The organism is Streptomyces sp. TSRI0281 (assembly GCF_001905125.1).
Lineage (GTDB): Bacteria > Actinomycetota > Actinomycetes > Streptomycetales > Streptomycetaceae > Streptomyces.
Window position 1 is genome coordinate 104,088 of record NZ_LWLE01000012.1, and the last position, 20,483, is coordinate 124,570.

Genomic DNA, 20,483 nt, shown 5'->3' on the forward strand with positions numbered 1-20,483 from the left:
GCCCGCGCCGCGGTTCTCCTGTTGGGCCGGACCGGCCGGACCGGCCCAACAGGAGGTACGGGGTGTCCGGGCCCGGCCGTGAAGCACGGAGCCAGGGACGAGGACTGCGTTCGAGACCACCGGGCGCGTGCGGGACGGTAGATTTCCCCTGACCCCGCACTGTGCGAGCGGAGTCGTACGCCGACCGACAGATGGGGAATCGACCTCCATGACTTCTCGAACTCCTGCGAGCGACCCCGCCCCCCACGCCGCGCCCTTCGCGCATTCTCCGGACGCCGTGCACCCCTCGTACGGAGGGGGCAGTCTCCTCGCGGTGAGCGATCTGCATGCCGCGGTCTCCGAGAACCGGGCCATCGTCGAGTCGCTGCACCCGACGTCGGACGAGGACTGGCTCATCGTCGCGGGCGACGTGGCGGAGCAGCCGCACGACGTCCGGTGGGCGCTGGAAATCCTCGCGGAACGCTTCGCCCATGTGGTGTGGACCCCCGGCAACCACGAGTTGTGGACGATGGACAAGGACCCCGTACGGCTGCGCGGGCAGGCCCGGTACGAGCACCTCGTCGAGACGTGCCGGAGCCTCGGGGTGACGACCCCCGAAGATCCGTTCCCCCTGTGGCCCGGCCCGGAAGGCCCGGTGGCGGTGGCCCCGCTCTTCCTCCTGTACGACTACACGTTCCGCGCCCCCGGAGCGCGGACCAAGGAGGAGTCGCTGGCGATCGCGCACAAGGCGGGCATCGTCTGCAGCGACGAGTACCTGCTGCACCCCGATCCGTACCCCGGCCGGGACGACTGGTGCCGGGCCCGCGTCGCGGCGACCGAACGCCGACTGGCCGCGCACGACCCGGACATCCCGCTCGTCCTCGCCGGACACTGGCCCCTCGTACGGGAACCCACCTCGGTGATGTGGTACCCGGAGTTCGTCCAGTGGTGCGGCACGGAACTCACCGCGGACTGGCACCGCCGGTTCAACGTCGCGGCCGTCGTCTACGGACACCTCCACATCCCCCGGACCACCTGGTACGACGGGGTGCGCTTCGAGGAGGTCTCGATCGGCTACCCCCGGGAGTGGCGCAAGCGCGGACATCCGCGCGGCCTGCTGCGGCAGATCCTCCCGTACGAGGAACGCCCCGCGACCCCGGACGGCGCACCCGCCCAAGGGCACGAACCGAGCCGCACCGCATCCGAGGGCGCCTCGTGATCGAGCGGCTGTTTCCCGAGTACGTCTCCTGTGCCGCCACCCGTGAGGAGACGGTGCCGGACGGAATCCTGTTCCCCGAGGAGGAGGAACTGGTGGCCAGGAGCGTGCCCAAGCGCGTCAACGACTTCGCGACCGCGCGCGCCTGCGCCCGTCGCGCGATGGCGGGCCTCGGCCTGCCGCCCGTGCCGGTGCTGCGCGGCCGACGCGGTGCGCCGCTGTGGCCCGAGGGGATCATCGGGAGCCTCACGCACTGCGAGGGCTACCGGGCGGCGGCGCTGACGCGGGCGACGGACGCACTGAGCCTGGGCATCGACGCCGAGCCGCACGCTCCGCTGCCCGCCGGTGTCGGGGACCTGATCTCGCTTCCTTCCGAACGCCGTTGGAACTTCCCGCCCCCGCCCGGCGACGACGGTGCGCTGCACTGGGACCGCCTGCTGTTCAGCGCCAAGGAGAGCGTGTTCAAGGCGTGGTACCCGATCACCGGGACCGAACTCGACTTCGACGAGGCGGACATCACCTTCCACCGGGCCGAGCACGGGGGCACCGAAGGCACCCTGAGCGCGCGCCTGTTGCGTACCCACCCCGCGCTGCCACCGACGCTGCGGGGCCGATGGCGGGTCGAGGACGGCATCGCCGCCACGGCAGTCCTGGTGCCGCACGGCTGAGCAGCCGCGCGGGCGGCGGGAATCGGCTGATCTCCCCGTCGGCTGTTCCCCCGGTCGCACCACCGGGGGTTCAGCTGTCCCGCGCCGTCAACGGCTGCCCCAGCCGCACATTCCACCGCCCTGACCGGCCGCTGAGCTCGGTGAGCGACAAGGGGGCGACATCGAGCCGCCAGAACGCTGCCATCGGCAGAGCCAGTCCATGGACGACCGCCGCCCGTACCACCGAGGGACCGGCCACCGCCAGCACGCTTCCACCGGCGTCGGCGTCGGCGTCGGTATCGGCTTGGGTCAGGGCCTGGGTCTGGGCCTTGGCTTGGGCCTGGGTCTGGGCCGCGAGCCAGCCTCCGACCCGGGCGGTCAGATCCCGCAGGGACTCACCGCCGTGCGGGGCTGCCGCAGGGTCGCCGAGCCACTCGGCCACCGCCTCCGGCTCCCGCCCGGCCACCTCGTCCAGGCGCAGGCCGCGCCAGCGTCCCAAGTCCCAGTCGGCGAGGTCCGGTTCGTGCCGGACGGCGAGGCCGAGCGCCTCGGCCGTCCGGAGGCACCGTTGCGAAGGGCCGCTCGCGTAGCGGCCTGCCGCCGGCATCGTGCCCGCGGCGGCGCGGGCACGTTGTTCGCCGGCCCGGTCCAAGGGACCGTCGCCGTCGAAACGGGCCTCCCGCAGCGCGGCGTTCATGGCAGGTGAGACCAACATCACCCGTACCGTCACGCTCTGTCTCCACTCCCTCGACTGTGGTCCCCATGGCGCGGTTTCCCAAGGTCTCCCGGGCCGTGGCCATGCCGATTGCACCATGGCGGTGTCCGCGTGCAGGCGGTAGGGTCGCGTCGACCATGACGAGGGTGTGACGGAAGTCCGGTGAGAATCCGGCACGGTCGCGCCACTGTGTACCCGTACCCGTACGGGAAGTCAGACCCAGCACCGTCGTCTGAGGCACCACGACAGGGACGCGTGTTCCCACAGGAGGTTCTGCCATGGCACAGTCCGCTGCCCCGGTGACCGGCGCAACTGCGATCACCCCCATCTCGGCGAAGGCCATTGCCCCTTGGGCGGTCTTCTTCGGCATTCTCATGCTCGTCCTGCTGTACTTCGTCGGCGCCGAGCAGGGGGCCACCGCGGTCATCTCCGGTGAAGGTGTCCACGAATGGGTCCACGACGGTCGTCATCTGCTCGGCTTCCCCTGCCACTGAGAAAACAGGGGAAACTCTCGTGAACTCCATATCTGTCAGAGCCCTGCTCGTCCGCGGCATGCTGGCCGGCCTGGTCGCGGGCGCGGCGGCTCTCGTCGTCGCCTACTTCCTCGGCGAGTCCCAAGTGGACGCCGCCATCGCGCTGGAAGAGGCCCACAGCCATGACCACGGCGGCGGCGAGGAGCTCGTCAGCCGCACCATGCAGGCGACCGGCGGACTCGCCACCGGCATCCTGGTCTTCGGCGTGGCGATCGGCGGCATCGCCGCTCTTGTCTTCTGTTACGCCCTCGGGCGCATCGGCGACTTCGGCCCGCGGGCCACGGCGGCGCTGATCGCGGGCGCCGCCCTGTTGACGGTGTACGTCGTGCCGTTCCTCAAGTACCCGGCGAATCCGCCGGCTGTCGGCAACCCCGACACCATCGGGAAGCGCACCACCCTGTTCTTCCTGATGGTCGCCCTCGGTGTTCTGCTGGCCGTCGTCGCCGTCATCCTCGGCAGACGGCTCGCGCCTCGCTTGGGCAACTGGAACGCGACCATCGTCGCGGCTGCCGGTTTCGTCCTGCTGATCGGGCTCGCCTATGCGTTCCTGCCCTCGATCAACGAGGTCGGCAGGGGCTTCCCGGCTGCCCTCCTGTGGGAGTTCCGGCTCTCCACGCTGGCTATTCAGGCCACGCTCTGGGCTGTTTTCGGCCTGGTCTTCGGCTATCTGACCGAACGCCTGCTGGCGCCCGGGACGGGGGCGGCGGCGGGCGGCGCGGTGTCCCGCGACACGGCCGGAGCGGTGACCTGACCGGCTGACCTGCTGACCGCCCGGCCTGCCGGCCGCCCGACCTGCCGGCGGTACTGCTGGTCGGACGGGACTGCTGGGCGGACAAGAACCCGTCGGGGATCATCCCGGCGGGTTCCGTCGTATGCGGCGGAGGGGTAGCGACGCTAACGGCGTCACCGGCAGCAGGGGTAGCGTCGCTAACGTATCGGTGTTAGCGTTGATGTCATCGGGTTCGCGGAACGCCAACCCCTGTGTCATCGGGAGCGAGACCATGACTGACCACACCACTGCCACTGCCTCCGCCACGGCTGCCGCACCGCGCGTCGCCCTTGTCACCGGGGGGTCCCGGGGAATCGGCCGGGAGAGCGCCGAACGGCTCGCGGTCGACGGTTTCGCCGTCGTCATCAACTACGCGGGCAACCGGACCGAGGCCGAGGCCGCCGTCGCGGCCATCACGGCCGCGGGTGGACAGGCCGTCGCGCACCAGGCCGACGTCGCCGACGAGATCGCCGTCGCGGCTCTCTTCGACGCCGCCGAGGAGGCGTTCGGGGGCATCGATGTCGTCGTGCACGCCGCGGGCGTCATGGCGCTCGCGCCGCTGGCCGAGCTCGACCTCGACGCGCTCGACCGGATGTACCGCACCAACATCCGCGGCACGTTCGTCGTCGACCAGCAGGCCGCGCGGCGCCTGCGGGGCGGCGGGGCCATCATCAACTTCTCCAGCTCGGTGCTTTCGCTCTCCCTTCCCGGATACAGCGCCTACGCGGCCACCAAGGGGGCCGTCGAGGCCATGACGCTGATCCTTGCCCGCGAGCTGCGCGGCCGGGACATCACGGTCAACGCCGTGGCCCCCGGGCCGACCGCCACGGCCCTGTTCCTGGACGGCAAGGACGAGGAGACCGTCGCGAGGATGGCCGCTCAGCCGCCGCTGGAGCGACTGGGCACGCCGCAGGACATCGCGGAGGTCGTCTCGTTCCTCGCGGGCCCGGCGCGCTGGGTCAACGGGCAGGTCGTGCGTGCCAACGGCGGGATCGTCTGACGGCCCCTTCCGGCAGCGGACAGTGGACAGCGGACGGCCGACGGTCTGCGGCTTTCGGCGTGAGCCGGGCCGAGGCCCCGCATATCTCTCTCGCGCGTCGCTGTTCACCCTGTGCGCATTCCCCGGCCGAGGAGCAGTCCCATGAGCAAGGTCATCGTCATCACCGGTGCGGGTTCCGGTTTCGGAGCCCTGGCGGCTCGGGCCCTGGCCCGCTCGGGCCACATCGTCTACGCCGCCCTGCGGAACACCACCACGCGCAATGCCGGCCGGGTTGTCGAGGTGGCGGCCTATGCCGCCGAGCACGGGGTGGACCTGCGCACCGTGGAGCTGGATGTGCTGTCCCAGGAGTCGGCGGACGCCGCGATCTCCGCGGTCATCACCGAGGCCGGCCGCCTCGACGTACTCATCCACAACGCCGGGCACATGGTCACCGGCCCCGCCGAGGCGTTCACCCCCGAGGAACTCGCGGCGGTCTACGACATCAATGTCCTCGGTACCCAGCGCGTGAACCGGGCCGCGCTGCCGCAGCTCAGAGGCCGGCGGCACGGTCTGGTGGTGTGGATAGGTTCCACGTCCACCAGGGGCGGTACGCCGCCCTACCTGGCCCCCTACTTCGCAGCCAAGTCCGCCATGGACGCCCTGGCCGTCTCCTATGCCGCCGAGTTGGCGCGTTTCGGCATCGAGACCGCCATGGTCGTGCCGGGCTCCTTCACCTCGGGAACCGACCACTTCATCACGGGCGGGCATCCGACCGACCAGTCCGTGGTCCCGGCCTACGAAGAGCTCTACGCCGGCCTGATGGAGCAGGTGTCCCAGCGGCTGGCCGCTCTCGCTCCCGCCGATGCCGATGTCGCACAGGTCGCCGATGCCATCGTCCGGGTCGTGGACGCCGAGCACGGGAAGCGCCCCTTTCGCGTACACGTCGATCCTGTCGACGACGGCAGCGAGGCGGTCAGCGCGGTCGCCGACCGCGTCCGCGCGGAGTTCCTCGGACGGATCGGCCTGGACGACCTGCTGGCGCCGCATGCCGCTTGATAGCGTCCGTTCGATGAGCACGCGAACACGCATTCTGGAAGTGGCGGCGGACTTGGTGAGGGAGTCGCCCGACGGTGACATCTCCACGCGTGCGGTCTGCGAGGCGGCGCAGGTGGGAGCCCCTGCCCTCTACCGGCACTTCGGTGACAAGGAAGGTCTGCTGTCGGCGGTCGTCGATCATGGATTCGACAAGTATCTGGCGACCAAACGGGAACGCGACGGCACCACGGATCCCGTCGAGGACCTGCGCAACGGCTGGGACAGCCATGTGGAGTTCGCCCTTCGCAACCCGAACCTCTACCGGCTGATGAACTCACCCGCGATGCGCACGCCGCCGGAGGCCGCACTTGAGTCCCACCGGATCCTCACCAGGGATCTGACCCGGGCAGCCGCGGTGGGAAGGCTGCGTGTCGCCCCGGAACTCGCGGCGCAGATGATCATGTCGGCCAACACGGGAGTGGCCCTGATGCTCGTGGCCCGCCCGGCGACCTTCTCCGACAACGCCATGTCCAGGAGGGTGCGCGACGCCGTGCACGCGGCCGTCCTCACTCCGGACGCGACCCCGAGCGGCCCGACGGAAGCCGGAGTCCCCTCGACGGCGGCTCGATTGAGCGCTCTGCTGCGCCACTCCCATGAATCGGGACTCAGTACTGCGGAGGCGGCCCTGATGACGGAGTGGCTGGACCGCGTGGCGAACTCGCTTCCGGGAGACGGGCCGACGGCCTGAACCGTCGACCCACCGCCACTGACACCGCCACCGCCAACCATCGACGACGACCCGGACCGGGGGATGCCGTGGGGCAGGGCCGCTGCCCACTACGGCCGGGTCGAGGCGGGCCCCGGGGCCGCTCCGGGGCCCGCCCCCGAATCACGCGGGCTCGGGCCCCGGACGAGTCCGGCTCCGCCTTCGCCGTTGTCTCCGCTTTGTTTCCGGCTCAGGAAGCGCCGGAGTCGAAGTCGCCGGTCAGCGCGGAAGCCATCCGCAGATGCGGCGCGGCCTCGCTGTGCCGCCCCTGGCGCTCCAGGGTGCGCCCCAGCATGAGGCGCGCGTAGTCCTCCACCGGGTCCCGCTCCAGTACGGCGCGCAGCTCGGCCTCGGCCTTGCCGAGCCGGGCGGAGTGGTAGTAGGCGCGAGCCAGAAGCAGCCGCGGGGCGACCTGCTCCGGCACCTCCTCGACCAGCCCGCCCAGAATCCGGGCCGCCGTCAGGTACTCCTTGGCCTCGAAGAACATCTGTGCCCGGTCCCACCGGTCGGCGGCCGTGCCGAACTCGTCATAGGTCTCGCTCACGTGTCCTCCTCCTGTTTCCTTCCGGCGCGGGCCGCCCGAGGGCTCCGTCCGCGTTCGCTCAGAGATGAGAACACAGCATGATGGTTTAACATTCCACTAAATTTTCGGCGTGGGGACCAGGCCTCCGCGCCCGTACGGGAATAGGTTGTGCGCCATGAGCAATCTCGATCGCCAGGCCGCACTCTCCGTCTGCGGAGGGCGGGGCTTCGTCGTCGCCGAACCGGTGCGTGAACTTCTCACCCCGCGCCGTGTCCAGCTCGGCGAGTCCACCGAGGTGCGCCGCCTGCTGCCCAACCTGGGGCGCCGCATGGTCGGCGCCTGGGCCTTCGTGGACCACTACGGCCCCGACGACATCGCTGACGGGCCCGGCATGCAGGTACCGCCCCACCCCCACATGGGGCTGCAGACGGTCAGCTGGCTCCACGACGGCGAGGTTCTGCACCGCGACAGTCTGGGCAGTCTCCAGACGGTGCGCCCCCGCGAGTTGGGTCTGATGACCTCGGGCCGGGCCATCAGCCATTCCGAGGAAAGCCCGAAGTCGCACGCCAGGCTTCTGCACGGTGCCCAGCTCTGGGTGGCCCTGCCCGAAGCCCACCGCGGCGTCGAGCCGCACTTCCAGCACCACGTGGACCTGCCCACCGTCACCGCGCCCGGCCTCACCGCCACCGTCATCCTGGGCGAACTCGACGGTGCGGTCTCGCCGGGCACCGCCTACACCCCGATCGTCGGCGCGGACCTGGCGCTGGCGCAGGGCGCCCAGGCCCGGCTGCCGCTGGACCCGGACTTCGAGTACGCGGTTCTGTCCATGTCCGGTGAGGCGGAGGTCGACGGCGTACCCGTACTGCCGGGCTCGATGCTCTACCTCGGCTGCGGCCGCTCCGAACTGCCGGTGCGCGCGATCTCCGATGCTGGGCTGATGCTCCTCGGGGGCGAGCCGTTCGAGGAGGAGATTGTCATGTTCTGGAACTGGATCGGACGGTCCCAGGAGGACATCGCACAGGCCCGGGAGGACTGGGTGAACGGGACCCGCTTCGGCGAGGTGAAGGGCTACGACGGCCCTCCGATCCCGGCTCCGGAGCTGCCTGTGGTGCCGCTGAAAGCGCGGGGGAGGGTGCGCTGAGCTGGGGTAATCGCCCGAACTGACCTCAGGCTGGCCGGCTTCGGACATGTTCCGTTTCTGGTCGACTCGTAGCTGCTCACTTCGCCCTTGGCGTGCGCTGCGGATCTTGAGTGCGACTTCCAGGTAGAGCAGGGTGTGGTGACGTTCGGTGGAACGAATGCTGACTCAATGCTGACTTCACTGACGAGTAGTCAGTTATCTGGTGGTGGTCCGCGCCGTGTCGTCGCGACAGGAGTGCGCGGGGTCGAGGCTCCGCCCGCAAGGCGGTCCCGTGCATGGAGCAGGGTCGTGGCGTGTGTTGTGTCGCGCGTGATGGGTAACGGTCGACTACGCGTCTACGCTGATCCAACGAATTGTGGGCAGTCGACAAAGAAATCCCTCTCAACTTCCCGTTCGCGACGGGACCGCGTCTGCGTGCGGGATCATGATGCGAGTCGCCGAGTTCGCGAGGACGCCGTCGGAGAAGCTGCATCGGTCGGCCTCGCAGTGTGACCCGCCTGAGCGGTTGATCTCGGGCCGCCGCAGAGCTGTGTTTGTGGGACGGATCGCTACTGTGTCAGCTGCCTCCACCGTCTGCATGGAACGCGATGCGGCGCAGCGATGGCGCACTCGCATCGCTGCCGGTGGGGTGATTCGCCCGCGCGGCGACAACCAGAGACCTTTGTCATGAAGATTGTCTACCTGGCGGCGCTGACCTGCGGTATTGCGACCTTCCGCGCCTCTGACCTGCCAAGACGGGTCTTTGAGGGTCTTTCGAAATCGTGCCGCGTTACGCAGCCGATTCTCCCCACGTGCTCCCCAGCGCCGCCCGTACTCCCCAGATTCTCCCCAGGAACGGGCTGCCCCGGGAGGGCAGGGAGACCTGAAGGCGGCGTACCCGAGGAACGGGCAGAGGCACGGTGGGTTACGTCGCCGAGGGTCCGTCAGGACACCAACAGGTTCTTCGTCTGCTGGTGGTACACGTCCCGCGCCCTGGTGACCAGCGAAAACATGTTTCCTGGTGGTCTTCGAGTGAGACTTGGTCCGCGAATGGCCCGGATTTTGGGGTAGTTGAGGGTCTGGGTGTCCGTTGCAGCCCGGCTTGGGCGGGGGACGTACATGCTGTACGTCGAAGTGCCTGGGGGCCTGGCCCCAGCGCCAGGCACTCGGCGAGAGAGGGGCGGAGGCGCCGGTGAGACTGCCGAGCAGTTCTGACCTGGCGTCCGCAAATTGGTTGGCGGTCGGGCTGGTGCGACGGTTTCAAGGCTGGTCGGCCTCACCTCCGCTCGCGCGGAGAGCACACCACCTTCTCGGGTGAGGAGTCGCTCGCGGAAGTGGCACAGAGCGAGAGCCGCACGATATTCGGGGCCCTGCGGCACCAGGAACTGCCCCACGCCCTGATGGCCAAAGAAATCGATCCGGAGAATTACGGCATCCGCTACCTCTCCGAGACGGGGTACGGACCGAGGTATGTGAACTTCGACCTCACCTCGGGCGGCTCCTCCTGGAAGCTTCGGACCGACGGGCTGACCGTGACCACCGTGCGCATCGCTCGCGACGAGGTGCCCCGGGGCGGGATGCGGGTGCACATCCGTGACAGCGGTGGGAGCGCGCTGGTCGAACTGCGGACGGACACGGGGGAGTACCGCGCGGAGTGGGCGGAGGAGTTCCTGGCACGTTACGTGAGTGTCCTGCGCCGCTTCGCCGCCGACCCGGGCACTCGGGTGGCTGGGGAAGTGGGCCGCTGACCAGGAAAGGAACGGGCGCGGCGGCTGACGGTCGCTCGCATCCCGGTTGCGCGCGGCCGGAGCCCTTCCGGATCGTCCAGGAGGGACGGCACCGCGGCTCACCCCATCTGGCCTCCGCGCCGCGGCTCACCCCTTCCGGCCTCCGCGCCGTGGGCCGAGCAGCAGCCAGAGCAGATACGCGCCCCCGGTGCTGACGGTGACGACTCCCGTCGGGAGCTGGACCGGGGCGAAGGCGTGTGCGGCGACCCAGTCGGCCGCGCCGAGCAGGAGGGCACCGGTCAGGGCGGCGCCCAGCAGACTGATGCCCGGGGTGCGGCGGTACAGAAGCCGGGCGATCTGCGGTGCTGCGAGGGCCACGAACGCCAGGGGCCCGGCGACCGAGGTGGCGACGGCGGTGAGTGCGACACCCACCGTCGCGAGGATCAGCCGCCCCCGTACGACCCGCGCGCCGAGCGCGGTGGCCACGTCGTCACCGAGCTCAAGAACCCGCAAGGTACGGATGAGGAACGGGGTGACCAGGGCGAGCGGCGCGAAGGCCACCAGGGCCGGGACGGCGTGTTCCCAGCCGAGGGCGTCGAGACTGCCCGCGGTCCACTGGGCCGCACGGGCGGCGACGGCCGTGTCGGCGCCGTACATCAGCCAGGTGTTGACCGAGGTGAGGACCGCGCTCACGGCGATGCCGGTGACGACGAAGCGGGTGGTGGCCGTGGAGCGCCTGCCGCCGAGCGCGTACACCAGGGCCGCCGTGGCGAGCCCGCCGATGAGAGCGCTCAGTGCGGTCCGGGTGTAACCGGCGGTGCCCGTGAGGAGCACGGCCAGGGCACCGGTCGAGGCGCCGGTGTTGAACCCGATCACGTCGGGGCTGCCGAGCGGGTTACGGGTCAGCGTCTGGAAGATCGCCCCGGACAGCCCCAGCGCTGCCCCGAGGGCCAGTGCGAGGAGGGCGCGCGGCAGGCGCCAGGTGAGGACCACCGTGCTGGTCAGCGGGTCCCCCCGCCCGGCGAGGGCGTGGAGGACATCGGGTACGGGGACGGAGATGTCGCCCGCTGCCAGTGAGGCGATGAGTACGGCCGCGCCCAGGAGCGTCAGCGTCAGTGAAGTGCCGGCCGCCCGGTGCCGGCGCCTGCCCCGGGAGCGACGGGCGCCGGGGGCTGTGGTCGTGGGCACGGTGGTGGTGGGGCCGGTCACCGGATCCGCCCTTTCCGGGAGTGGAGCAGTATGAGGAGCAGCGGTGCTCCGAGGAAGGCGGTGACGACTCCGACGGGGAGTTCGCCCGGCCGGGTGACGAGCCGAGCGGCCACGTCGGCGGTCAGCAGCAGCACGGGTCCGGCGATCAGCGAACCCAGGAGCAGGCGCCGGGTGCCGGGGCCGATGAGTGGCCGCAGCAGGTGGGGGACCATCAGCCCGAGGAACGACAGGGGTCCGGCCAGTGCGGTCGCCGAGCCCGCGAGCAGGGTGATCGCGGCGATGGCGACGGCCCGGGTGAGGTGGGTGCGGGTGCCGAGGCCCCGCGCCAGGTCCTCGCCCATGGCCGCCATGTCCAGGCCCCTGGCGACGGTCAGGGCGGCGATCAGCCCGACGGCGACGAAGAACGTGAGGAACGCGGTGGTGCCGGGCGGGATCCCGGTCAGGGTGCCGGCGCTCCAGGCGCGCATGGTGTCGAGGGTGCGGGGGTTGAGCAGGGTCAGGGCGGCCTGGATTCCCGAGAGGACGGCACCGAGCGCGACCCCGACGAGGACCAGTTGTCCGGGGTGGCGGTTGTCGGTCGCCGCGGCGACGACGACGATCAGCACGGTTACGGCGGCGGCCCCCGCGAAGGCGGACCAGACGGTGGCGGTGACGCCGGTGGATCCGGTGAGGGCGACGGTGAGGGTGACGGCGAAGCCGGAACCGCTGCTGACGCCGAGCAGTCCGGGGTCGCCGAGCGGGTTGCGGGTCACGGCCTGGATCAGGATGCCCGCAGCGCCGAGCGCGGCCCCGGCGACGAGCCCCGCCGCCGTACGCGGCACTCGGACCTCCCGGACCAGGGTGACGATGTCAGCCGGTCCGGTGTGGGCGAGCCCCTGGACGATCTGATGGATTCCGACGGTCCGCGAGCCGAAGGCGACACTGGCGGCGGCGACGAGCAGCAGGACGCCGCACCCGGCCCCGGCGAACGCGAGGACGCGGGTGCGGGGCCGGGGGGCGCGCCGCCCGACAGGCGGGATGGAAGCGGTCATCGAGCGGAGGCGGCGGTGGCGAGGGTGGCACGGAGTTCACCGATGAGCCACGGCACGGCGGCGGCGTTCGGGGACTGGAGCGCGGTCGCCGCCTCGATTCCGAGCGGCAGGTACCGGTCGGACGTGACGATCCGGAGCCGCGACACGACGGGGTTGGACTCGAACTTCTCCTTGAGCGCGCCGCTCTGGTACGTCATGAAGAGGACATCGGCGCGGTCGTACAGGGCGGCCCGTTCGTAGCTGACGTCGACGGCGCCCGGTACGGAGCCCCTCCCGTCCAGGTTCGCGACGGCGGGCAGCGGGGTCAGGCCGAGCCGGTTCATGAACCGGGCGGTGGCGTTGGTCTCCTCGGTGATCATCACGGCGAACCCGTCACGGGCCTGGCCGTACAGGTAGGTCTTTCCGGCCAGGCCCGGCAGGTCGGTCTTGAGCTTCTCCACCGCTCGGTCGGCGGTGTCCAAAACCTTCCGCGCGCCCTGCTCGTCGCCGAGGGCCCGCCCGATCCGCAGGGCCTCCTCGGTGGCGTCCGCCCCGTAGAGCTGCTTCTCGTAGGCGACGACGGGCGCCACGGTGGACAGCCGCTTGTAGGTGGGCTCATCGAGGGTGAACGCGGTACTCGCCAGGATGAGATCCGGCCTGAGCGCCGCTATCCGCTCGGTGTTGATGTTCATCGGGTCGAGCCAGGTCACGGAGTCGTCGAGCGGCTCGGTGTAGGGGAGGTTCTCGTCCTTCGTCTCCCCGCTCACGCTGCCGTAGCTCTTGACCGCGCCGACGATGTGCGCGCCCAAGGCGCCCGCGACGGCGGTGTCCGCGTAGCCGAGGGTGACGACGCGCCGGGGCGCGGCCGGGACGGTGGCCGTGCCCCAGGCATTGGTGAAGGTGGTGGGGAAGCCCTTGCTCGTCCCGCTCGCGGCGTCCGGGGCGGCGGAACTCTCGGTGCTCTTGCCGGCGGTGCAGCCGCTCAGGGCGATGGCGGCGGCGAGCAGGGCACCGAACAGCGGTGTCCACGGGCGGAAGGGGCGGGGCATGGTTCTCTCTTTCGCAGGGGTTGTGTTCGCGTCAAAAGGGGTGTGCGGATCGCCGGTACGGCCGGCGGTGCGGCGGTACGGGGTGTCGGCGGCGATGACGCACCGGTGCCCCCACATGTCACTGGTCTGACCAGCGCCGCCATCAGGTAAGCCTAGCCTTATCTTGCGGATATTTTTACATGTACGGTAATGCAATGCTTACTTCTACGGGGCCCGGTATCGGACGGGCACTGCACGGCTCGGTCGCACGTCTCGCCACAGGGATCGGCTGCGCGGCGCTCGCCGCCGGGGCGGGAGTCGCGCTCCTGGCCGCGGTCGTCGAGTTCGTCCGCGCCCCGGACCCCCGATGGGTGTGGTGGGGCGCCCTGGCCCTCGTCGTGGCGGGAGCCCTGAACTCCCTGTCGTCCTGGCTGGCGCACGGCGCGGAGGCGGAGTTCGAACACCGGCTCCGCCGCATCCTGGCGGCCCATGTCTCCCGGCTGCCCACATCCGCACTGGCCCGGCTCGGCGCCCAGGGTCTGCGCACCCGGCTCGACGACGACGTCTCGGCGCTGCACCACGCGGTGGCCCATCTGCCCGGCGAGATCGCGACCGTGGTGATCGCCCCGCTCGCCGCGCTCGTCCTGCTGGTCGGATACGCCGGTCCGCCCGGCCTCCTCGCGGTCGTGCCCGCCGCCCTGGCGGCCGTGTTCCGCCTGGTGGTCATTCCGCGGCTGTCACGGCGCTACGCGGCGGACCGGGGCCGGACCGTCGGCCGCATCGTCACCGCCGTAGACGACATGGTCCGCGGCGCGGTGATCACCCGGGTCCACGGCGACGAATCCGGCGCCTCGGCCCGATACGCCACCGCGACACGGGAGTTCGGGCACGGGTTCCGGGACTGGGTCGGACGGGTCGCGACCCCGGCGGCGGTGGCCACCGCGCTGCTCCAGCCGAGCGTGACCCTGGTCGCGGCGTTCTGCGTCGGCCACCGGATGCCGGTCTGGCAGCTCACCGCCGTCTGCGTTTTCGCCCTCGCCTCCCTCGCGCCGGTCCTGCGCCTCGGCCACGGCCTGGACTACCTCGGCGCCGCCCGGGACGCGGCCCGGCGCATCGATGCCCTGATCGCCGAACCCCTGCTGCATCCCGGTCCCGCAGGGAACAGGCCGCTGCCCCGGGACGAAACCGCCGCTGCCACCCGTGCGGCCGGGGACCCGAAGCCGGCACCCGTCCTCGAAGCGGTCACCGTACGGGAGGACGGGCGGCGGCTCGTCGGCCCGCTGAACCTGGTCATCACGCCGAACGCGGTCACAGCGATAACCGGTCCCAGCGGTTCCGGCAAGACCACCCTGCTGCGCCTGCTCGGCCGGGGCATCGACCCCGACGACGGCACGATCCGCCTCGGGGACACGCCCTACCGGGACCTGCCGCTGGAATCGATGGCACGACGCGTCGCCACCGTTCCCCAGTCGCCGGATGTCCTTCCCCGCAGCGTCCGCGAGAACCTGTTGCCCGCCCGCCCCCACGCCACCGATCCGGAACTACGAGCGGCCCTCGCGGCCACCGCCCTGGACGTCCCGCTCGACGCCCCGGCCGGACCGCTGTCCGGCGGGGAGCGCCAGCGCCTCGCCCTCGCCCGCGCGCTGCTCACCCAGGCCCCGGTGCTCGTGCTCGACGAACCCACCAGCGCCCTCGACCCCGACACGGCGGAGGCCGTCATGAACACCCTGCTCGCCCTCCCCGGCCGCACCATCGTGCTGGCCACCCATGACCACGCCCTCGCGGCACGGGCCGACCACCGCATCGTCCTGGAGCACGGGGAGGTGGTCGCATGAGGACCGCGTTCGGCACCACGGCCGTGCGGCGCGTACGCGCCGTGGCGCTCGCCTGGATCTGCGTCACCGCCCTCGAAGCCACCGTGGCCGCACTGCTCGCGGCCACCCTCGTACACGGAACACCCCTGGGCTGGGCGGTGGGCACCGTGATCCTCGTGCTCGGCGCCACCGTGCTGGTCTCCCGAGGCGGCTATCTCGCCGGCGCCGCCCTCGCCACCGACCTCTACCGCCGGCTCGGCCGCGCCCTGGTCCGGCTGCCGCTCGGCTGGTTCACCCACGATCACCGGGCGCTCTCCAACCGGATCGCGGGCGAGGGCGTGCCCCGGCTGATGGGCATCCCCGCGCATCTCGTGGAACTCCTCGTCCGCGGCGTACTGACCCCGCCGCTCGTCGTCCTCGGCCTCGGCATCGTCGTCGGCCGGCCCCACGCCGCCGCGCTGCTCGGCCTCCTCGCGGTCTCGGGCACGGCACAGACCTTCGCCCAACGGGCCCTCGCCCGCACGGACGCGCACCGCCAGACCGCCCGCACGGCCTCGACCGAGGCACTGCTCGAATTCTCCGAGCACCAGGAGCTGTACCGCAGCGTGACCGGAACCGCTGGAGCGGTCCGCCGGCTCACGGACGCCTGGGACCGCGAGCACGCCGCACTGCGACGGCTCAACGCGGTCAGCGCCCCGGTGACCCTCGTCTCGGCACTGGCCACGGCCCTGCCCACGGTCGGGATGCTCGCCCTCTGCGTCGCGCTCGACGCCCCTGCTCCCACGGCGTTCGCCGTACTCCTGCTGACCCTGCGCGCCGCCGCCCCGGTCGACGAACTCGCGCTCCTCGGCGTGACTCTCGGCGACACCCGCGCCGGTATCGACCGGTACGCCTCGCTCGTGACCGTGCCCCCACTGCCCGAACCGCCGCACCCGCGCCCGCTGCCGGACGACACCGGCCTCGGCATCGACCGCGTCGCGTTCGCCCCGGCGCTGCGGGATGTGTCCCTGACCATGCCCGCCGGATCGACCACCGTGATCACCGGCCCGACCGGAAGCGGCAAGTCCACCCTGCTGAAGCTCCTGCTGCGGGGCGACGACCCGGACAGCGGACGCGTCACCCTGGGCGGCACCGATCTGCGGCACCTCGCCGCGGCGGACCGGCTCCGCCGCTTCGCCGTCCTCCCCCAGGAACCCACGCTCTTCGACGGGACGGTCGCCGACAACATCCGCGTCGGCGACCCGAACGCCGACACCGCCGCGCTGCGCGACGCGGCACTGCGCGCGGGCCTCGGCAGTCTGCTCGACACCCACCCGGACGGTCTGGACCTCCAGGTCGGAACCCGCGGAACCGCGCTCTCCGGCGGCGAACGCCAGCGCGTCGCCCTCGCCCGCGCCCTGCTCAGGAACGCCCCCGTCCTGCTCCTCGACGAACCGACCGCCGCTCTCGACCCTGTCACCGGCGCCCATGTCACGGCCACGGTCAACGCTCTCCACTGCACCCGCGTCGTGGTCACCCACCACGACCCCGAACGCTGGCGTCCCGACCGGATCGTCCGACTCGTCGACGGCAGCATCACCGACCCGGAACCTGCACGGGGAACGCCGAGTGGCCGGGAGCGGGATGCGTGACCTGCCTCCCGCCGAGGCGCCGGCAGAAGGCGAGGACCGATTCGGCGCGGTCCGGTGTTCATGACCCGCACGGCCCGGGCCGACACCGCGGGCCGGCCCGGGCCACGACTCAGGGCGCGGGTCGCTTCGGGGGCGTGCGCTCGGCCGGAGGCGTGCGCGGTGCGAAGCGGATCGGGGCCTGGAAGCGGGCCCTGCGGGCCGCGCGGCGGAAGACCGTGAGCACGGCCGGGCCCGCCAGGCAGACGCAGACGAAGTTGGTGACGGCGCGTCCGGTGTCCCAGCCGAGGGAGGTGGCGAGGTCGAAGGCGAGGTAGCGCTGGAACTGCTCGGTGAAGGGGAGGCCGGGGAGATAGGCGATGGAGCTGTTGGGGTCGAGGGAGAACGGCCAGAAGGAGAGGTTGAGGAGGAAGCCGAAGAGGTAGCCGGACACGGAGCCGTAGACGGCGAGCAGAGCGACCTCGCGGCGGCCGGTGGCCTTCGGGAGGAAGCCGGCGAGCATACCGACGAAGGCGCAGCCGAACATCTGGTACGGCATCCAGGGCCCGACCCCGCCCGTGATCAGGGCGGAGGCGAAGAGGGACGTGCAGCCGAGGGTGAAGCCGAAGCCGGGACCGAACACCCGTCCGGCCAGGACCAGGATGAAGAACACCGTCTCGATGCCGGCCGTGCCCGCGCCGAGGGGGCGGATGGCGGCGTTGACCGCGGACAGCACCCCCAGCATGGCCAGGGCCTTGGAGTTGATGCCGCCCTCGGCGATCTCGGAGATGACCACGCAGAGCACGATCACGAGCAGGACACCGAAGATCAGCGGTGGTGCGTAGTTCGAGCCGAACCTGCCGGGGGCGACGAGGAAGGGCCAGAAGAACGCGACGATGCCGAGGAAGCCGGCCATGGCGATGACGGTCCCGGCCCGCGCGTTGATCCGGATGGCGGCGGCGCGTGCGGTCATGAGTCCGGGTCCGTCTCGTCGGCGGGCATGCGGGCGGCCGACTGGGCGACCGTGAGGTACGGGAGCGGGGCGAGGATCTTGGCCGTCTGGGGGGCGAAGACGGGGGAGGCGACGATGACCTCGGTGGTGGGGCCGTCGGCGACCACGTCACCCTCGGCCATGACCACGACGCGGTCGGCGGCCCGCGCGACGAACTCCACGTCGTGCGTGGAGATCACGACGGCGCGGCCCTCCGCGGCCAGGTCGTCGACGATGCGGATCAGTTCGCTCTTGGCGCGGTAGTCGAGGCCGCGGGTGGGCTCGTCGAGGAGCAGCACGCGGGGGGCGGCGGTCAGCTGGATCGCGAGGACCAGGGCGAGCTTCTGGCCCTCGGAGAGGTCACGGGGGTGGGTGGTGTCGGGGATGCCCGGTGCCAGCCGGTCCAGGACGGCGCGGGCCCGGATGCCGTCCCCGGCGACCCCTGACTCGGCGTCGGCCTGGTCGAGCTCCTGCTTGACGGACTCCAGGTAGAGGAGGTCGGTCGGGGTCTGGGGGACGAGTCCGACGAGCCGGCGGGCCGCCGCCGCGGAGAGCTTCCGGGGATCCCGCGGCTTCGGTGCACCGGGCGCCGCGACGGCCACGGAGCCCGCCTTGCGCGGCCCCGACCCCTGGAGCGCCCACAGCAGGGAGGACTTGCCGGAGCCGTTGCGGCCCATGAGGGCGGTGACCTCGCAGCCGTGCAGGGTCAGGTCGACCTCGCGTACGGCCGGCACGCCGTGGTAGGTGACGGTGATGCCGCGCGCGGTGAGGAGTTCGGGGCGGTCCGGGGCCGGGGCGGGCCTCACCGGCGGGGGAACGGTCCCGGCCAGCCGGGTGCGCAGCGGAGCCGCCGCCCGGCGGGCGTCGCGGATCGACAGGGGGAGCGGGGACCAGCCCGCGGCGCGGCCGAGTTCCACGATGGGCGGGGCGATGGAGGACGTACGGAAGATCTCGGCGGGCGCGCCCGACACGACGAGGCCGTCGCCCGGGAGGTGGATGACGCGGTCGGCGTACTGGACCACGCGCTCCAGGCGGTGTTCGGCGAGCAGCACCGTGACACCGAGGTCGTGGACGAGCCGGGTGACGGCCGCCAGGACCTCCTCCGCGGCCGTCGGGTCCAGGGCGGACGTGGGCTCGTCCAGGACGAGTACACGGGGGTGGGCGGTGAGGACGGAGCCGATCGCGACGCGCTGCTGCTGGCCGCCGGAGAGCTCGTGCAGCGCGCGGTGGCGCAGGTCGGCGAGGCCGAGCAGGTCGAGGGTCTCCTCCACGCGTTTGCGCATGGTGGCGGGCACAACCGCCAACTGCTCCATCGCGTAGGCGAGTTCTTCCTCGACGGTGTCGGTGACGAAACCGTCCAGGGGGTCCTGTCCCACGACCCCCACCACATCGGCGAGTTCACGGGGAGGGTGGTCCGCGGTGTCCCTGCCGTCGACCAGGACCCGGCCGAAGAGGGTGCCGCCGGTGAAGTGCGGTACGAGGCCGTTGACGGCGCCGAGGAGGGTGGACTTGCCGACACCGGTGTGCCCGACGACCAGGCAGAGCTCGCCTTCCTCCACTGTGAGGTTCACGTCGCGCAGTACGGGCTCGGCCGTGTCGTCGTACTGGACGGCGACCTGATCGAAGGTGATCATTCGGGTTCCTCGGTGCGCTGAGCGGGGACGGCCGGTCGGGCCGGGGTGGTCGGGGGCGGGGCCAGGATCCCGGCCGTGCCCGCGAGCAGGATCGCGGCGGCGGGTACGAGCGGCAGCGTGGGCCAGCTGAGCGGGTAGATGGAGGGGTTGAGCTCGGCGGCGTTGAAGCCGACGTTCGTGAACAGCAGGACGGCGGAGAGGACGCCGCAGGCGGCGACGGCCCATTCCGCGAAGTGCCAGGGGTCGGGGCGGTACGTGGTCCGGGTGACGCGGCGGCCGCCGAGGCGCAGGCCGGCGAAGCACAGGAGCGCGCCCGCGCCCATGGCGGGCAGGCCGAGCAGCTTGGGGGCGGTGGCGTCGAGGAGGCCGTAGGCGCCGGCGCACAACCCGCACATGCCGAGCAGCATGAGGGCACCGGTGGCCCGCCGGGAGCGGCGGGTGGCGGTACCGGTCCGGCCGTAGCCGCGCGAGTCCATGGCCGCGGCGAGCCGCAGGGAGCGTTCCAGGGCGTCTTCGAGGACGGGCACGATGATGCCCCGCAGGGCGCGGAGCCCCTTGGAGGGCCCGGCCCGCAGCCGCTTGGCCCGGTGCACGCGCTGGACGCTCTGGACGAGCTGCGGGGCGACGCTGATGGAGACGGTCACGGCGACGCCGAGTTCGTAGAGGGCACCGGGCAGCACGCGCAGGGCTCGCTTGGGGTTGGCGAGGGTGTTGGCCGCGCCGATGCAGCACAGCAGGCAGGCCAGCCGCAGCCCGTCCGTGGCCGCGGAGAGGAGCGCCTCCAGCGAGACGGGGCCGCCGAGTTGAATGCCGGCGTACCAGTTCGGGGTGGGGATGTGGGGGAGCGAGAAGAGGAAGTGGTCGCGAGGGGTGATCCCGGTGGCGAAGATCGCGCGGAACACCACCCGGATCGCCACCACGGTCAGTGCCAGGTAGAGGTAGTACGTGAAGCCGCGGGCCCAGGGGGCCTCGGTGCGGCGCATGGTGATGACGTAGCCGAGGACGGCCAGGACGAGGAACAGCAGCAGCGGGTTGTTGGTGCGGCTGACCGCCGTGGCCAGGGCCAGGGCCCAGATCCACCAGGCGACGGGGTGAAGGGTGCGGGGCAGGCGGCGGCCGCCCGCGTCCGGTGCGAGGCCGGACACGGGCGGCTCGGCCGCGGCCGTGGTGGTGCGTGACAC

Annotated in this window: 19 protein-coding genes; 11 read left to right on the forward strand and 8 right to left on the reverse strand. The window is 71.8% G+C overall.

The window, feature by feature from the left end; translation table 11 throughout:
* The first annotated feature begins 208 nt into the window (after nucleotides 1-208).
* Both A6A29_RS18325 and A6A29_RS18330 read left to right on the forward strand, forming a co-directional pair.
* Nucleotides 209-1,198, forward strand: coding sequence for a metallophosphoesterase family protein (locus A6A29_RS18325; RefSeq protein ID WP_073721172.1), 990 nt, complete (start codon nucleotides 209-211; stop codon nucleotides 1,196-1,198).
* Entirely contained in the window at nucleotides 1,195-1,863 is a 669-nt protein-coding gene (locus A6A29_RS18330) for a 4'-phosphopantetheinyl transferase family protein (protein WP_073721173.1), read from the forward strand. The genes A6A29_RS18325 and A6A29_RS18330 overlap by 4 nt, the downstream gene beginning before the upstream one ends.
* A 70-nt stretch (nucleotides 1,864-1,933) precedes the next feature.
* Here the strand turns inward: A6A29_RS18330 and A6A29_RS18335 are convergent, their stop codons facing one another.
* Nucleotides 1,934-2,572, reverse strand: coding sequence for a histidine phosphatase family protein (locus A6A29_RS18335; protein WP_073721174.1), 639 nt, complete (start codon nucleotides 2,570-2,572; stop codon nucleotides 1,934-1,936).
* A gap of 263 nt (nucleotides 2,573-2,835) precedes the next feature.
* Between A6A29_RS18335 and A6A29_RS18340 the strand changes: the two genes are divergently transcribed.
* From A6A29_RS18340 to A6A29_RS18360, 5 genes are all read left to right on the forward strand, one after another.
* Nucleotides 2,836-3,051, forward strand: coding sequence for a CbtB domain-containing protein (locus A6A29_RS18340; protein WP_073721175.1), 216 nt, complete (start codon nucleotides 2,836-2,838; stop codon nucleotides 3,049-3,051).
* Between the two features lie 19 nt (nucleotides 3,052-3,070).
* Nucleotides 3,071-3,841 (forward strand): CbtA family protein, encoded by a 771-nt coding sequence (locus tag A6A29_RS18345; protein WP_073721176.1) that lies wholly within the window; start codon nucleotides 3,071-3,073, stop codon nucleotides 3,839-3,841.
* A gap of 250 nt (nucleotides 3,842-4,091) precedes the next feature.
* Complete coding sequence (locus A6A29_RS18350) at nucleotides 4,092-4,859, forward strand: SDR family oxidoreductase (RefSeq protein ID WP_073721177.1); 768 nt, start codon at nucleotides 4,092-4,094, stop codon at nucleotides 4,857-4,859.
* 141 nt (nucleotides 4,860-5,000) lie between these two features.
* On the forward strand, nucleotides 5,001-5,894 hold the full coding sequence (locus A6A29_RS18355) for an SDR family oxidoreductase (RefSeq protein ID WP_073721178.1): 894 nt from the start codon (nucleotides 5,001-5,003) through the stop codon (nucleotides 5,892-5,894).
* A gap of 13 nt (nucleotides 5,895-5,907) precedes the next feature.
* On the forward strand, nucleotides 5,908-6,621 hold the full coding sequence (locus tag A6A29_RS18360; RefSeq protein ID WP_073721179.1) for a TetR/AcrR family transcriptional regulator: 714 nt from the start codon (nucleotides 5,908-5,910) through the stop codon (nucleotides 6,619-6,621).
* 208 nt (nucleotides 6,622-6,829) lie between these two features.
* Here the strand turns inward: A6A29_RS18360 and A6A29_RS18365 are convergent, their stop codons facing one another.
* Nucleotides 6,830-7,183 (reverse strand): tetratricopeptide repeat protein, encoded by a 354-nt coding sequence (locus A6A29_RS18365; RefSeq protein WP_073721180.1) that lies wholly within the window; start codon nucleotides 7,181-7,183, stop codon nucleotides 6,830-6,832.
* A gap of 154 nt (nucleotides 7,184-7,337) precedes the next feature.
* On the opposite strand from A6A29_RS18365, the gene A6A29_RS18370 reads away from it, so the two are divergent.
* Nucleotides 7,338-8,303 (forward strand): pirin family protein, encoded by a 966-nt coding sequence (locus tag A6A29_RS18370; protein ID WP_073721181.1) that lies wholly within the window; start codon nucleotides 7,338-7,340, stop codon nucleotides 8,301-8,303.
* Nucleotides 8,304-9,616: 1,313 nt separating this feature from the next.
* Nucleotides 9,617-10,030 carry a hypothetical protein gene (locus A6A29_RS18375; protein WP_073721182.1) on the forward strand — a complete coding sequence of 138 codons (414 nt, stop codon included), beginning with the start codon at nucleotides 9,617-9,619 and terminating at the stop codon, nucleotides 10,028-10,030.
* A gap of 126 nt (nucleotides 10,031-10,156) precedes the next feature.
* Here A6A29_RS18375 and A6A29_RS18380 read toward each other — a convergent pair whose 3' ends face one another.
* The 3 genes from A6A29_RS18380 to A6A29_RS18390 are packed head-to-tail and all read right to left on the reverse strand — an operon-like array spanning nucleotide 10,157 to nucleotide 13,277.
* Complete coding sequence (locus A6A29_RS18380; RefSeq protein WP_073721183.1) at nucleotides 10,157-11,218, reverse strand: FecCD family ABC transporter permease; 1,062 nt, start codon at nucleotides 11,216-11,218, stop codon at nucleotides 10,157-10,159.
* Entirely contained in the window at nucleotides 11,215-12,249 is a 1,035-nt protein-coding gene (locus tag A6A29_RS18385) for a FecCD family ABC transporter permease (RefSeq protein WP_073721184.1), read from the reverse strand. Before A6A29_RS18385 ends, A6A29_RS18380 begins: the two co-directional genes overlap by 4 nt.
* On the reverse strand, nucleotides 12,246-13,277 hold the full coding sequence (locus A6A29_RS18390; RefSeq protein WP_073721185.1) for an ABC transporter substrate-binding protein: 1,032 nt from the start codon (nucleotides 13,275-13,277) through the stop codon (nucleotides 12,246-12,248). Before A6A29_RS18390 ends, A6A29_RS18385 begins: the two co-directional genes overlap by 4 nt.
* A 194-nt stretch (nucleotides 13,278-13,471) precedes the next feature.
* Here A6A29_RS18390 and A6A29_RS18395 point away from each other — a divergent pair, with 194 nt between their 5' ends.
* Both A6A29_RS18395 and A6A29_RS18400 read left to right on the forward strand, forming a co-directional pair.
* Nucleotides 13,472-15,091: an ATP-binding cassette domain-containing protein gene (locus A6A29_RS18395; protein ID WP_073721186.1), complete on the forward strand. Its 1,620-nt coding sequence runs from the start codon at nucleotides 13,472-13,474 to the stop codon at nucleotides 15,089-15,091.
* Nucleotides 15,088-16,701, forward strand: a complete 1,614-nt coding sequence (locus A6A29_RS18400) for an ATP-binding cassette domain-containing protein (RefSeq protein ID WP_073721187.1) — start codon at nucleotides 15,088-15,090, stop codon at nucleotides 16,699-16,701. Before A6A29_RS18395 ends, A6A29_RS18400 begins: the two co-directional genes overlap by 4 nt.
* A 109-nt stretch (nucleotides 16,702-16,810) precedes the next feature.
* Here the strand turns inward: A6A29_RS18400 and A6A29_RS18405 are convergent, their stop codons facing one another.
* Genes A6A29_RS18405 through A6A29_RS18415 form a run of 3 tightly spaced genes read right to left on the reverse strand, consistent with a single transcriptional unit; the run spans nucleotide 16,811 to nucleotide 20,483 of the window.
* Entirely contained in the window at nucleotides 16,811-17,650 is an 840-nt protein-coding gene (locus A6A29_RS18405) for an ECF transporter S component (protein ID WP_073721188.1), read from the reverse strand.
* Nucleotides 17,647-19,302 (reverse strand): ABC transporter ATP-binding protein, encoded by a 1,656-nt coding sequence (locus A6A29_RS18410; protein ID WP_073721189.1) that lies wholly within the window; start codon nucleotides 19,300-19,302, stop codon nucleotides 17,647-17,649. Before A6A29_RS18410 ends, A6A29_RS18405 begins: the two co-directional genes overlap by 4 nt.
* Nucleotides 19,299-20,483, reverse strand: coding sequence for an energy-coupling factor transporter transmembrane component T (locus A6A29_RS18415; protein WP_073721190.1), 1,185 nt, complete (start codon nucleotides 20,481-20,483; stop codon nucleotides 19,299-19,301). The genes A6A29_RS18410 and A6A29_RS18415 overlap by 4 nt, the downstream gene beginning before the upstream one ends.